A 13,010-nucleotide genomic window follows, 5' to 3' on the forward strand; every position below is an offset into this window, starting at 1 on the left:
CGCTCGACGCCGTTATCGTTCCCCGAAGGTTCAGATAACTCGTTTCCGCTCGACTTGCATGTGTTAGGCCTGCCGCCAGCGTTCAATCTGAGCCATGATCAAACTCTTCAATTTAAGATTTTGTCGACTCAATGAATACTGATTACATTCTCTTCGCTTAATAAAAAGCTAAGTAATGTTGAATTGACTGTGCCGAATCTTACGATTCGAATTGGTCACTCAGTTCATTGAAATCATTTTGATACCGAAGTATGTGTTTGCCTTTGCTTATAAAAGCGAAAACAAACTTGGTGATATTCATCAACGAGTGCCCACACAGATTGATAGGTTTAAATTGTTAAAGAGCTTTTCTTCGTTGTGATTTACATCACTTCGGAAGAGGCGGCCATTCTAGCGACTTAATTCTCAGTGTCAAACACTTTTTGAAAATTAATTTCTACTTTCTAAAAGTAGAAGCGAAATATCGCTTTAAGCTAGTTGCCGAACTAACATTCTTCGCTGAAGCCTTATGGCGCCTGCCGTGTCAGTGAGGCGGCATTATAGAGATGTTCCTCACATTGGCAAGCTTTAATTCAAGAAAATTGCAAAAATAACACTTAAGTGCAGAAATAAGATTCAAAGCCATATTTATGCAAGTTTAACCCCAACCGAACTACAAGCTACCCACAGAGTTATCCACAATTGATGTTTTTTATATTCTACAAACACAAAAAAAGCTGCTTAAAAGCAGCTTTTTCAATACAAGTTGGATTAAATACCGGAACCGTATTGCTCACCATCGTCTTCATGAAGACCACATTCGCGTTTTAAACCATTAAACCGCGTTTCTTCTTCGGTCATACCCGGTTCCCACTTTTTCGTAGTGTGGGTATCACCAATAGATAAGTAACCTTCTTCTCGAAGTGGGTGATAACTCAAACCATGCTCTTCTAGGTAATAGTGAACATCTTTATTACTCCAGTCGATGACAGGCAAGAACTTAAACACACCGTTTTGGATAGAGAGAATAGGAAGGTTTGCACGGGACTTAGATTGCTCTCTTCTTAAACCCGAGAACCAAACTCCTGCATCAAGCTCATCCAGTGCTCGCCTCATTGGCTCAACTTTATTCAGCTTGTTGTACTTTTCTATCCCTTCTAAGCCTTGTTCCCATAACTTACCGTATTGCGCTTCTTGCCAGTTCGGGCTCTGTTTCGCTCGGAAGACCTGAAGGTTTAATGTCAGTTGCTGACTCAACTCATCAATAAAGCGATACGTTTCAGGAAAAAGGTAGCCAGTATCCGTCAAGATCACTGGGATGTCTGGTTTCGCTTGGGTCACAAGATGAAGCATTAACGCCGCTTGAATACCAAAACTAGATGAGACAACGTGATTGCCTTCTAGATTCTCTAGTGCCCACTTAACTCTTTGTTGAGCGGTTAGCGTCTCTAACTCAGCATTGATTTCTGAAAGACGGAGGATTTGCTCCGTCTTGGTTAATGCAAGCAGATCTGCCAACTTCAATTTAGAAGTCACAGAATTATGCATGTAAATCCCTCTTAGAAATGATCACTTCTTCAATGATGCCAGCGCGAATAGTGAAATCACCGAATCCTTCACCCTCTTCTCTTTCATTTGCCCAACGAGCCACCAGCTCATCGATTTCTTGAAGGATTTGTGCAGAGGTGATGTTCTCTTTATACATTTTAGGAATCCGTGTACCCGCTCGGTTACCACCTAAATGCATGTTGTAACGCCCTGGAGCCTTACCGACGAGGCCAAGTTCCGCTAGCATCGCTCGACCACAACCATTTGGACAGCCTGTGATTCGCAAAATGATGTTGTCGTCTTCCGGCAGGTTGTGCTTCTTAAGGATATCTTCCACATCAGTCACGAACTCAGGAAGGAAGCGTTCTGCTTCTGCCATCGCCAATGGACAAGTTGGGAATGCTACACATGCCATTGAATTTTTACGCTGCTCAGTTACCGCATCATCCATCAGACCATATTCACGAGCGAGCTTCTCGATCTTGGCTTTTTGGCTCTTAGGTACCCCCGCCACAATCAAGTTTTGGTTTGCTGTCATGCGGAAGTCGCCTTTATGAATCTTAGCGATTTCTGCAACACCTGTTTTCAGAGGCTTACCCGGGAAATCTAGTAGACGACCGTTCTCGATGAATAGTGCTAAATGGAATTTACCATCGATACCTTCAGACCAACCAATGCGATCGCCACGACCAGTAAACTCATAAGGGCGGCTATCAGAGAACTTCACACCAGCGCGTCTCTCTACTTCTGCCTTAAAGACATCAATACCAACACGATCTAGTGTGTACTTAGTCTTTGCATTCTTACGGTTTGAACGGTTACCCCAGTCACGCTGCGTAGTTACAACAGCGGCTGCCACATCCAACGTGTTTTCTAATGGGACAAAACCAAAGTCATCCGCTTTACGTGCATAAGTAGACGTATCACCGTGAGTCATTGCTAGACCACCACCAACAAGCACATTAAAACCTACCAACTTGCCTTCTTCAGCGATCGCTACGAAGTTAAGATCGTTAGCGTGAACATCCACATCATTCTGTGGTGGGATCACTACCGTTGTTTTGAATTTACGAGGTAGATAGTTGCTACCTAGAATCGGCTCTTCATCTGTCGTTTCTAACTTTTCACCATCTAGCCAGATCTCAGCGTAAGCACGCGTTTTTGGTAGAAGGTGCTCACTGATCTTCTTAGCCCATTCATAAGCCTCTTGGTGAAGCTCTGATTCAACTGGGTTAGTCGTACATAGCACGTTACGGTTTACGTCACCCGCTGTTGCAATTGAATCAATACCGATGCTGTTCAGCGTTTGGTGCATCAGTTTAATATTCGGCTTTAACACACCGTGAAACTGGAACGTTTGACGCGTTGTAAGTCGAATAGAACCATACGATGTGCTCTCATCCGCGAATTTATCAATTGCTAGCCACTGCTTAGGTGTAATGATGCCGCCTGGCATACGCGCACGAAGCATCACATTATGTAGCGGTTCTAGTTTTTGCTTTGCACGCTCGTTACGGATATCACGGTCATCTTGTTGATACATACCGTGGAAACGAATCAGCTGGAAGTTGTCTGCCGTGAAACCACCTGTGATGCGATCTTGTAGATCGGCTTCAATGGTGCCACGCAGATGATTACTTTCACGTTTTAAGCGTTCGTTGTCTGCTAATGGGCCAAGCACTTGGCCTAATACTTCTTGCTCTATTACTTGCTTGCTCATTAGTACACATCCCTTTGGTAACGTTTCGCTTTACGTAGATCGTTAATAAATTCTTCAGCTTTCTCGCGGCTAAGCTTGCCTTGCTCTTGTGCAATCGTGATTAGGGCTTCATTGACATCTTTCGCCATGCGCGTTGCATCGCCACATACGTAGAGGTAAGCGCCCTCTTGTAGCCATTGCCATACTTGCTCAGCTTGTTCGATAAGACGATCTTGAACATAAACCTTTTCTTGCTGATCACGGCTAAATGCCACATCAAGTTTGGTCAACGCGCCAGACTTCAAGTATTTCTGCCACTCGACTTGATATAAGAAGTCTTGAGTGAAAGTGCGGTCGCCAAAGAACAACCAGCTATTACCTTCTGCACCATTGTTGTCACGTTCTTGAATGAAGCTACGGAATGGGGCGATACCTGTGCCTGGGCCAATCATAATGATCGGTGTTGCATCATCTTGAGGAAGTTTGAAGTTATTGTTGTTCTCTACGAACACTTTCACTTCACCACCCTCTTCTAAGCGCTGAGCTAAGAAGCTTGATGCGCCACCCTGACGAGACTCATCACCTTTTTGGTATTCCACTAAACCTACTGTTAGGTGAACTTCTTCATCGACCTCAGATTGACTTGATGCAATTGAGTAAAGACGCGGCGTGAGCTTACGTAGCAGACCTACCAATTCCTCAGCAGACAGTTTTGTTTTCTTCTCTGCTAGAACGTCAACGACTTGGGTATTGCCTGCGTATTCACGAAGCTTGTCTTTGTCTTCCACCAGCTTAGCTAGTTTCTTACTGCCCGATAACTCTGCAAACTTAGTCACGAGTTGTGGGTTAGATGCCGTGATCTCATACTTACTTACTAGAGCACTATGGATAGAAAGGCTCTCACCATCGACATCAACACTCTCTACGCCAGAAAGACCTACTTTCGCTAGAATTTGATTTGCTAGCTCTGAGCTGTTTTCAAACCACACACCTAACGCATCACCCGGCTGGTAGGTAATGCCTGATTCGTCGAGATCGATTTCGATATGACGAACGTCTTTACCTGAATCACGACCTGTGATCTTTTGACTGGTTAACAGTGTTGCTGTGTATGGGTTCTGTTTGGTGTAAAGGCTATGACCAGCCGCTTGTTGGCCAACAGGAAGTTGAACCACCTCAGCTTCAGTACCTGAAGAGAGTGCTTCTTTCACTTTCTCAAGTGCTGATGCGCGCCACTCTTCTGCTGGTGCTTCGTAGTCCACATCTAGGTCAACACGATCAATAAATGGCGTCGCGCCAAGTTTAGATAGGAAGCTATCGAAATCTTTACCAGTTTGGCAGAAGAACTCATAACTTGAGTCACCAAGACCGATGACACCATATTGTAGGTTCGGTAGCTTAGGTGCCTTCTTCGACTGAAGGAATTCATGCAGTTCAATCGCGTTATCAGGCGCTTCGCCCTCGCCGTTGGTAGAAGCAACGAAGATAACGTGGGTTTCTTTCGCTAAGTTCTTACCTTTGTAGTCACTCGCGTCGAACAGCTCAACCGCAATGCCTTGTGCTTTTGCTTCAGACTCTAGCGCTTCCGCGACACCCTTTGCGTTACCCGTTTGAGAAGCAAAGATGATGCTTAGCTTACCTGCAGGTTTAGCCGCAACCACAGCTGCTGCTTGAGCAATAGGTGCTGCTGCCGCTGAAGGTTGGTTTTGGCTTACACCCCATAGATAACCACTTACCCAAGCAAGCTGTTGCGGTGAAAGTTCTGAAACACTCTGTTGAAGATGACCTAATTGTTGATCATTTAATGGTGCAGCTAAGCCCGGTAGTTCGTTGCTACCTGCTTGTGCGTTATTCTGTGAAGACTCTTTCTTATTTAAAGACATGGTCACGACATCCCTAATCATTGCGTGACGATAGATTAACCACTCCTTTTAATAACAAGAAAGAATAGAAAAGTATGTTTTATAACTTTTTGGAAGTAAAAAGCCGTAATTGGCTCATCCACTATTGCTGATTTTCGATACGTACTTGTTGAAATCCCACTGCCATTGCTGATTTTGAGGCAAGGTCGAGGTCGGCGTAATGGCACTCTTCACCGTGTACATCCGTCAACAACACAAAGCCACCGCTCATGTGTCGAAATTCCACAACCCAAGCCCCTTCTTGGATTGAGGGCTCTATGATTGCTTCCACCAGCTGGTTTTCTCGATAGAGTGTGCGTAATTCATTGAGTGTCATATCCCATCCTTTGCTGTGACTCTGCAATACTGTGTCTTTTAATAATAGACGTCGATTACGCCAATGCATAAGAATCCCCAAAAGTGATTGGAGTACTAACTCATTCCAGATTGGTATATCCAAAATAAAAAACGCCACTGAGAGTCAATGGCGTTTTCGTATCATTTAATTCGACTTGTCGTCTGTGGTCTCAATATTAGAAGCGAACTTCTGCGCCCGCAAACCAGCCATCAACCATAACGAAGCTCTTACCTAGATCAGAGGTAAAGAACTCATCTGAGTCTAGGTCGATAACACGGTAACCACCACGCAGAGCAACTTGTGTCTCGGCAACTGGGATTCGGTATTGAACACCCGCCATTAGGTCAGTGCTCTTGATACCGCTGCTGTCACCAAACTCCATTGTTCCGATGATATCGAAGTTGGTATCAGGAACATTAATTTCAGCGTTACCGTAGAAGCTCCACGTCAGCTCATCGAATTCCGTTTGAGCGCCACCCGCTTTAGGCTCGATGTAGTTTGAATTTGAGTATTGAGTGAAGGTCACACCCGCATCAAAATTCATTAGCTTGTGCTCTAGCAGCGTGTAGTAAAAGGTGTAATCGTACTTATCAAACGCCAGTGTATCTGCATCAACTGATGTGTAACGAATGCTCGCGTTCGGCAGCATTGGGAATTTGTGCTCAAATGCAAAGTACAAAGAAGGTGATTGTGAATCATCTTGTCTTACTTCATTAAGCTTTGTACTTCCCCACCACATATCGGCACCGACTTTCGCCGTGTAGAAAGGTTCTTCTTGAGCAGACGTTGTCGAACTTAAAGATAACATTCCCACTAAAGCAATTAATGGCATTTTATTCATTTGAGAGAGCTCCCGTTCCATTGCGTTGTACTAATTCTAAGTACATTCATAGACTAATGAGTAAAATTCTACCACACATATGCACAACGGATGCGATAAACATCCGTTGCGATCAAATTTGACGTTGCCATGACTTTCAAGCAATAACTCATTAATAACGGCGAGGATTAGAGCTGTTCACTACGTTCTTAAAGAACCAAATACCAATCGCGATGACAATCAACCAAGGTAATATTTTTAATACTGCTCCAACCATACCCAGTACGACCATCACAACGAGTGCAAGCCCGGTTGCTGCTAATACCGTCATAAAGGTAATACCTGTCACCAATAACGTCGCAACGAAGATAAGAACAAAGATTAATTCAAACATAATGGTCTCCTATGATGACCTGTTTCTCTTAATCTTAGTTATTGCAGCTTCCATACCAACACGAAATAAAAATAAAACCCTTAAAAATCAAGCAAATAAAAAGCCATGCATTTTCACGCATGGCTTTAGACTTCTTTTAAATGGCAAAAATAACCAATAGTGGTAAATTTCGCCTAGGTGATAAACCTATATATTACACATTCAATTCTTTAGGAATTTTCGCCAGTGCCGTTTGCATCACTTCGATACCTGCACCTTTCTTATGTGCGTTCTCACTGATGTAACGACGCCACTGCCTTGCACCTGGCATACTTTGGAACAAACCAAGCATATGACGAGAGATATGACCTAGGCTCGCACCTTTCATCAGTTCTTGCTCAATGTACGGGTACATCTCTTCAACAACCTGTGAGCGTTTCTTGATTGGTGTGTCTAAACCGAAGATCTGTTGATCCACTTCAGCCAGAATGTATGGGCTATGGTAAGCCTCACGACCGATCATTACGCCATCTAAGTGCTGAAGATGTTCTTTGGTCTGTTCTAGGGTGGTAATGCCGCCATTCACCGCAATCACCAAGTCTGAGAAATCTTTCTTCACTTGGTAAGCACGTGTGTAGTCTAGCGGTGGGATCTCACGGTTCTCTTTCGGGCTCAAGCCACTCAGCCAAGCTTTACGAGCATGAATGGTAAATTGCTCACAGCCGCCTTTCTCTGAAACCGTTGAGATAAACTTAGTTAGGAACTCGTATGAATCCTGCTCATCGATACCGATACGCGTTTTTACTGTGATAGGGATATCGGTCACTTCTTTCATCGCCGACACACAATCGGCCACCAGCTCTGGCTCAGCCATTAGACAAGCACCAAAACGACCGTTTTGAACACGATCAGATGGGCAACCTACGTTAAGATTCACTTCATCGTAACCACGCTCAGCAGCCAACTTCGCACATTCCGCTAAATCTACTGGGTTTGAGCCACCTAATTGTAGCGCGACTGGGTGTTCTTGCTCGCTGTACTCTAGGAAGTCACCTTTACCATGCAGTATTGCGCCTGTCGTTACCATTTCCGTATACAGAAGCGTCTGCTGAGACAGCAGGCGGTGGAAGTAGCGACAGTGACGATCAGTCCAATCGAGCATTGGAGCAACAGAAAGTCTACATGAATGTGTCATGGTAAATACCCTAATAACGAGTCAAACATACTTATTGGCGCGGCCAACAAAAGTGAAGTCGGCTATTGTAAAGGCTATGCCTTGTTTGTGCTATATGATCTTTACCTCACATTTTTATATTTCAACCCATTCACAGAGCCTCTATTTTGACGTCAATAATCAGTTATATCTTGAGTCATACGGTCATTTTGAGTTACCTTGTCTTATTCAAAGTCATAGGTCACAATACGCTCTGTACCTGACTTTTATTAAAATTGAGGGCACCTACCTAATTTTACTATCAAAATAGTGAATGGTTAGCGTCGTCCGCTGTATGGTGAAAAATTTGGACCAAACATTAATAGAGCAAGTTGAAGGGATATGCGCATCTCGAGGCGTTCGATTAACACCTCAAAGAAAGCGAGTGTTTGAGCTCATCCTGGCGAATAAAAAAGCCTCTAGTGCTTATGAACTACTAGAACAGCTTAAGCAGAGTGAACCTCAAGCCAAACCACCTACTGTATATCGCGCTTTAGACTTTTTGTTGGAACAAGGTTTTATTCACCGAGTTGAGTCAACAAACAGCTTTATTTGTTGCTGCTCTTGTAATGCACACAAACATTTCTCGCAGCTGCTAATCTGTGATAAGTGTGGCAGCGTAATCGAATTGCAAGATGATGCCCTGATATCTCAACTCGCTAACAATGCAGAAAAGCACGGCTTTCGATTGACCAATCACGTCATCGAATCTCATGGTACATGCCAAGCCTGCTCGACTGAGCTGAAAGATTAAGATTATAGAAGAACATTATGCGCGCTGAATTTGTAAACCCGTTTTTAGCCTCTCTCATGAATGTGCTAAAAACGATGGCTTCTCTAGAATTGAAGCCACAGAAACCTAGAGTTAAAAAAGATGAAATCGCTCGTGGTGATGTCTCTGGTTTAATTGGTATGGTTGGTCCACAATCTCGTGGTTCAATGTCGATCACCTTTGATGAAGGCCTAGCGCTAGAAATCATGCAGAACATGCTGGGTGAGCGTCCAAACGGTCTGAACGAAGAAGTGACCGACATGGTTGGTGAGATCACCAACATGGTAACGGGCGGTGCAAAGCGTATCCTTGCGGAAAGTGGCTTCGACTTTGATATGGCGACACCGATTGTTGTTTCAGGTAAAGGACATACTATTCGTCACAAGTGTGAAGGTGCGATCATCATCATGCCGTTCTCATCTCAATGGGGTAACGCCTTCATCGAGATCTGCTTCGAATAACAGCATCGAACTATCGCCTTGAAAAAAGCGAATTGAAAGAAAGGTTGGCACTGTGCCAGCCTTTTTTATTGCCTGCTGTTTTATCTAAACGCATAGTGGACGCCAGAAAAACAAAACGCCAGCTCAAAGGCTGGCGTTTGTTTTTTCGGATTCAACTCTATTAAGCTTTAAGCGCTTTAAATGCGTTGATTAGACCGTTAGTTGAACTATCGTGAGATGTCACTTCTGCTTCGTCAGCAAGCTCAGGTAGGATTTGGTTAGCTAGTTGCTTACCAAGCTCTACACCCCATTGGTCAAAGCTGAAGATGTTCCAGATTACGCCTTGTACGAAGATCTTGTGCTCGTACATCGCGATTAGGTTACCCAGAGTGCGAGGCGTGATTTGCTTAACTAGGATAGAGTTTGTTGGGCGATTACCTTCAAACACTTTAAATGGTACTAGTTCTGCTACTTCTTCTGCAGTTTTACCTGCTGCTAGGAATTCAGCTTCTACTGTCTCTTTTGTCTTACCGAATGCTAGTGCTTCAGTTTGAGCAAAGAAGTTAGACATTAGCTTCTGGTGGTGATCAGATGCTGGGTTGTGGCTGATTGCTGGAGCAATGAAATCAGAAGGGATCAGCTTAGTACCTTGGTGAATAAGCTGGTAGAAAGCGTGCTGGCCATTTGTACCCGGCTCACCCCAGATGATTGGACCCGTTTGGTATTCCACTGGGTTACCGTCACGGTCAACAAACTTACCGTTAGACTCCATGTTGCCTTGCTGGAAGTAAGCAGCAAAACGGTGCATGTATTGGTCGTAAGGTAGGATTGCTTCAGACTCAGCGCCGTGGAAGTTGTTGTACCAAATACCGATTAGCGCAAGGATAACTGGGATGTTGCTTTCAAACTCAGTTGAAGCGAAGTGGTTATCCATGTCGTGAGCACCTTCAAGAAGCTCAACGAAGTTGTCGAAACCGACAGACAGAGAAATCGATAGACCGATTGCAGACCATAGAGAGTAACGACCGCCAACCCAGTCCCAGAATTCGAACATGTTGTCTGTATCGATACCAAACTCAGCTACCGCAGTTGCGTTAGTAGATAGCGCTGCGAAGTGCTTAGCTACGTGTGCTTCATCACCCGCTTCTGCTAGGAACCAGTCACGTGCAGAGTGTGCATTGGTCATTGTTTCTTGAGTTGTAAACGTCTTAGAAGCCACTAGGAATAGTGTTGTTTCTGGGTTTACTTTCTTCAGTGTTTCAACGATGTGCGTACCATCAACGTTAGACACGAAGTGCATGTTTAGGCGTGTTTTGTATGGTGTTAGGGCTTCAGTCACCATGTATGGACCGAGGTCCGAACCACCGATACCAATGTTTACAACATCAGTGATCTCTTTACCTGTGTAACCTTTCCACTCACCTGATACGATGCGGTGTGTGAAGAGTTCCATTTTTGCTAGAACAGCATTTACAGCAGGCATTACATCTTTACCATCAACCATCACTGGCTTGTCGCTGCGGTTACGCAGAGCAGTGTGAAGAACTGAACGGCCTTCAGTTTGGTTGATTGCGTCACCTTTGAACATTGCTTCGATTGCAGATTTAACTTCTGTCTCGTTAGCAAGTGCGAATAGGTGCTGCATCGTTTCTGCATCGATAAGGTTCTTAGAGTAATCGACTAAGATGTCTGAACCGAAGCGAGTAGAGAACGCGTCAAAACGCTTTGCATCTTGAGCGAATAGCTCTTTTAGCTCCATATCTTGAGCAGATTCAAAGTGTGCAGTTAGAGATTTCCACGCTTGTGTTTGCGTAGGGTTGATATTTTTCAACATGGTAACTATCCCGATGTTACTTTAGGTTTTATTCTCAATATCACTAATGTGATAAGAGAACCCCCGATTAGGCAAAAGCTCTATGATTCGGTGACGACAAAGGTTTCATCATCACTGAAAGATTCTTTGTAATTTTTTTTCACGGCGTATTATGCCGTATATAACCATCAGCGCCTTGAGATAAATCACGGTTCGTTTTTGTGAACCACTAACTGGCGCTGATTTCGGTTCTACACTGTAGAAGTGTGAACTAAACCCTGTAAATTCAAGTTCAAAAGATAGCGTTAAACCGCTTTTTTGCCAAATACATTATAGAGGATGCTATATGTGGTTTCAGAAGACTATTCACCTCAATGCACGAAAGCGTGGATTTCATCTCATTACTGATGAAATTGAACAACACATCAACGACATTAATTGTCCAACTGTTGGTTTATTACACTTATTTATCCAACATACCTCTGCAAGCTTAACCCTCAACGAGAATGCAGACCCGACCGTGCGTGCGGATATGGAGTCGCATTTCAATCGCTATGTACCAGAAAGGGCGCCCTATTACCGCCACACGTATGAAGGTGACGACGACATGCCTGCACACATTAAAGCATCACTTCTGGGCAACAGTGTGACAATCCCCATTACCAATGGTCGATTAGCTTTAGGAACATGGCAGGGCATTTACTTAGGTGAACATCGTGATTTCGGTGGTAGCCGCACTGTGATCCTGACCATCCAAGGTGAATAAAAAAGAAAAACCTTAATTTAATCAATAAAAAAGAGTGGTGTGTTTCCACGACCACTCTTATCAACAGCGCTTTCGGCCTACGATAGGCCAAATGCTTTTTTAACTCCATTGAGCGAGAAAATTGGCTTTAGAAGGGTTGGTTTACCATAACCCTAAAGGTACCTTCATCACCGCCACGGGCTAATTCTGCTCGTACCACGATACCTTCGACCTGAAAGCGCACTGCACCACCCAGACTCCATTTCATATCTGAGTGCAGTGTTTTTACATCGTACTCATCCGCCACTCGCCCTACTTCGGCAAAAGCAACCCACTGCCACCAAGGGAGATCGTAATAGTTAATCAGAGGAATATCTTCCAGCGGCTGCCAGTCAGGTAGCACTCGGTATTCTGCAGAATAATGAACCGCAGAGCGTCCATGGAATCTACCTCCGGTATAACCTCGTAGTCGGTACAGACCACCGAGGCGCGCTTGCTCTGTTTCTGGTGGACGAGCACACTCTTGTCCCGAACAGTTATTCCACGTCGGTGTATCTGCGGTATAGAAGTCAAACGCGAGAACTTGTTGATCAAACCAATCACCAAGTGGTCCTAATGCGTAATATTGGCTGTTTTGGAACGTCCATTTAAACCAAGGATCGCCTTCAGACCAATCATCAGAACCCGTCGTCAGCTTAAGTAAAGAGTGAGAGCCTTTGGTTGGGTTGCGAGTACTGTCGCGGTTATCCCAGTCAAAGCTTAAGTTGAATCCAGTCGCCTCTTCGGTTTCATTGAGATCTTTGAGTTCACGAGAGGTATAAAATGGCGTAAAGATAATAGAGCTCACACCAGACTCTAGCGGAGAGGCAAAGCTGACGTCTTTAATTGGCTGGAACGCACCCAACAAACCATGTTCAGCGACATTTCCCCAAGGTAATAGGTATTTAAACTCCGCTTGATAGTTCTGCTCATAGCCATCAGTGATGGTTTTATCCAGGTCAGAAGAGTCGTTACTGCCTTGATCGCCAAGATAGTATGGGTTGTCATTAAAGCGAGCTTGATACATCTGAGTGCTAAACAGCAGGTTCTGCGACAACGCATAGTTAAAAGCTGACAGAAAGACGACATAGCTGTCTTTGTCTGAGTAGAGCGCGGTACCAAACAGCGCGGCTTGCGGCTGTCCGACTCCCTTTGCAACACCAGCAACTCCAAAGGTATTACCCATGGTTTCGGTGCTGAAGTAGAAGGGAACAAACGCAGAGTCTTTGGGTTCTTTCTCTGATTTTTCGGAAGCTTGAGCGGGATTAAAAACCAGCGAGGCCGCCAGCGTCATAGCACTGGCAAACCAC

12 protein-coding genes and 1 rRNA gene are annotated in these 13,010 nt (G+C 44.4%); 3 read left to right on the forward strand and 10 right to left on the reverse strand.

What is annotated here, in order from left to right; all coding sequences use genetic code 11:
• The 8 genes from L1D60_RS23040 to dusA all read right to left on the reverse strand — a co-directional run.
• Window positions 1-114: ribosomal RNA gene (locus L1D60_RS23040) — 16S ribosomal RNA — on the reverse strand; the annotation flags it as partial.
• Window positions 115-750: 636 nt separating this feature from the next.
• Window positions 751-1,527 carry a phosphoadenylyl-sulfate reductase gene (locus tag L1D60_RS23045; protein WP_150872900.1) on the reverse strand — a complete coding sequence of 259 codons (777 nt, stop codon included), beginning with the start codon at window positions 1,525-1,527 and terminating at the stop codon, window positions 751-753.
• Window positions 1,520-3,247 carry an assimilatory sulfite reductase (NADPH) hemoprotein subunit gene (gene cysI, locus L1D60_RS23050; protein WP_239843139.1) on the reverse strand — a complete coding sequence of 576 codons (1,728 nt, stop codon included), beginning with the start codon at window positions 3,245-3,247 and terminating at the stop codon, window positions 1,520-1,522. Before cysI ends, L1D60_RS23045 begins: the two co-directional genes overlap by 8 nt.
• On the reverse strand, window positions 3,247-5,109 hold the full coding sequence (locus L1D60_RS23055; protein WP_239843140.1) for an assimilatory sulfite reductase (NADPH) flavoprotein subunit: 1,863 nt from the start codon (window positions 5,107-5,109) through the stop codon (window positions 3,247-3,249). Before L1D60_RS23055 ends, cysI begins: the two co-directional genes overlap by 1 nt.
• Window positions 5,110-5,230: 121 nt before the next feature.
• On the reverse strand, window positions 5,231-5,464 hold the full coding sequence (locus L1D60_RS23060) for a hypothetical protein (protein ID WP_239843141.1): 234 nt from the start codon (window positions 5,462-5,464) through the stop codon (window positions 5,231-5,233).
• Window positions 5,465-5,660: 196 nt separating this feature from the next.
• Complete coding sequence (locus tag L1D60_RS23065) at window positions 5,661-6,326, reverse strand: TIGR04219 family outer membrane beta-barrel protein (RefSeq protein WP_239843142.1); 666 nt, start codon at window positions 6,324-6,326, stop codon at window positions 5,661-5,663.
• Window positions 6,327-6,477: 151 nt separating this feature from the next.
• Entirely contained in the window at window positions 6,478-6,699 is a 222-nt protein-coding gene (pspG, locus tag L1D60_RS23070; RefSeq protein WP_032549872.1) for an envelope stress response protein PspG, read from the reverse strand.
• A 193-nt stretch (window positions 6,700-6,892) separates the two neighbouring features.
• Window positions 6,893-7,873, reverse strand: a complete 981-nt coding sequence (gene dusA, locus L1D60_RS23075; RefSeq protein WP_150872902.1) for a tRNA dihydrouridine(20/20a) synthase DusA — start codon at window positions 7,871-7,873, stop codon at window positions 6,893-6,895.
• 313 nt (window positions 7,874-8,186) lie between these two features.
• Here dusA and zur point away from each other — a divergent pair, with 313 nt between their 5' ends.
• Both zur and L1D60_RS23085 read left to right on the forward strand, forming a co-directional pair.
• Entirely contained in the window at window positions 8,187-8,645 is a 459-nt protein-coding gene (gene zur, locus L1D60_RS23080) for a zinc uptake transcriptional repressor Zur (protein ID WP_239843143.1), read from the forward strand.
• A 17-nt stretch (window positions 8,646-8,662) separates the two neighbouring features.
• The gene (locus L1D60_RS23085) at window positions 8,663-9,124 is read left to right on the forward strand and encodes a chemotaxis protein CheX (RefSeq protein ID WP_032549890.1); all 462 of its coding nucleotides are present in this window, start codon (window positions 8,663-8,665) and stop codon (window positions 9,122-9,124) included.
• Window positions 9,125-9,284: 160 nt separating this feature from the next.
• Here L1D60_RS23085 and pgi read toward each other — a convergent pair whose 3' ends face one another.
• Window positions 9,285-10,937, reverse strand: coding sequence for a glucose-6-phosphate isomerase (gene pgi, locus L1D60_RS23090; protein WP_239843144.1), 1,653 nt, complete (start codon window positions 10,935-10,937; stop codon window positions 9,285-9,287).
• A 325-nt stretch (window positions 10,938-11,262) separates the two neighbouring features.
• On the opposite strand from pgi, the gene L1D60_RS23095 reads away from it, so the two are divergent.
• Window positions 11,263-11,682 carry a secondary thiamine-phosphate synthase enzyme YjbQ gene (locus tag L1D60_RS23095; RefSeq protein WP_150872903.1) on the forward strand — a complete coding sequence of 140 codons (420 nt, stop codon included), beginning with the start codon at window positions 11,263-11,265 and terminating at the stop codon, window positions 11,680-11,682.
• A 127-nt stretch (window positions 11,683-11,809) separates the two neighbouring features.
• Here L1D60_RS23095 and L1D60_RS23100 read toward each other — a convergent pair whose 3' ends face one another.
• On the reverse strand, window positions 11,810-12,994 hold the full coding sequence (locus L1D60_RS23100) for a BamA/TamA family outer membrane protein (protein WP_275665818.1): 1,185 nt from the start codon (window positions 12,992-12,994) through the stop codon (window positions 11,810-11,812).
• Between the last annotated feature and the right edge of the window lie 16 nt (window positions 12,995-13,010).

The sequence above is a fragment of the Vibrio sp. Isolate30 genome, from assembly GCF_022397975.1.
GTDB lineage: Bacteria > Pseudomonadota > Gammaproteobacteria > Enterobacterales > Vibrionaceae > Vibrio > Vibrio fortis.

Coding starts and splice junctions, on each gene's coding strand:
- L1D60_RS23045 (WP_150872900.1), bottom strand. CDS start 1,527: ATGCATAATTCTGTGACTTCTAAATTGAAGTTGGCAGATCTGCTTGCA.
- cysI (WP_239843139.1), bottom strand. CDS start 3,247: ATGAGCAAGCAAGTAATAGAGCAAGAAGTATTAGGCCAAGTGCTTGGC.
- L1D60_RS23055 (WP_239843140.1), bottom strand. CDS start 5,109: ATGTCTTTAAATAAGAAAGAGTCTTCACAGAATAACGCACAAGCAGGT.
- L1D60_RS23060 (WP_239843141.1), bottom strand. CDS start 5,464: ATGACACTCAATGAATTACGCACACTCTATCGAGAAAACCAGCTGGTG.
- L1D60_RS23065 (WP_239843142.1), bottom strand. CDS start 6,326: ATGAATAAAATGCCATTAATTGCTTTAGTGGGAATGTTATCTTTAAGT.
- pspG (WP_032549872.1), bottom strand. CDS start 6,699: ATGTTTGAATTAATCTTTGTTCTTATCTTCGTTGCGACGTTATTGGTG.
- dusA (WP_150872902.1), bottom strand. CDS start 7,873: ATGACACATTCATGTAGACTTTCTGTTGCTCCAATGCTCGATTGGACT.
- zur (WP_239843143.1), top strand. CDS start 8,187: ATGGTGAAAAATTTGGACCAAACATTAATAGAGCAAGTTGAAGGGATA.
- L1D60_RS23085 (WP_032549890.1), top strand. CDS start 8,663: ATGCGCGCTGAATTTGTAAACCCGTTTTTAGCCTCTCTCATGAATGTG.
- pgi (WP_239843144.1), bottom strand. CDS start 10,937: ATGTTGAAAAATATCAACCCTACGCAAACACAAGCGTGGAAATCTCTA.
- L1D60_RS23095 (WP_150872903.1), top strand. CDS start 11,263: ATGTGGTTTCAGAAGACTATTCACCTCAATGCACGAAAGCGTGGATTT.
- L1D60_RS23100 (WP_275665818.1), bottom strand. CDS start 12,994: ATGACGCTGGCGGCCTCGCTGGTTTTTAATCCCGCTCAAGCTTCCGAA.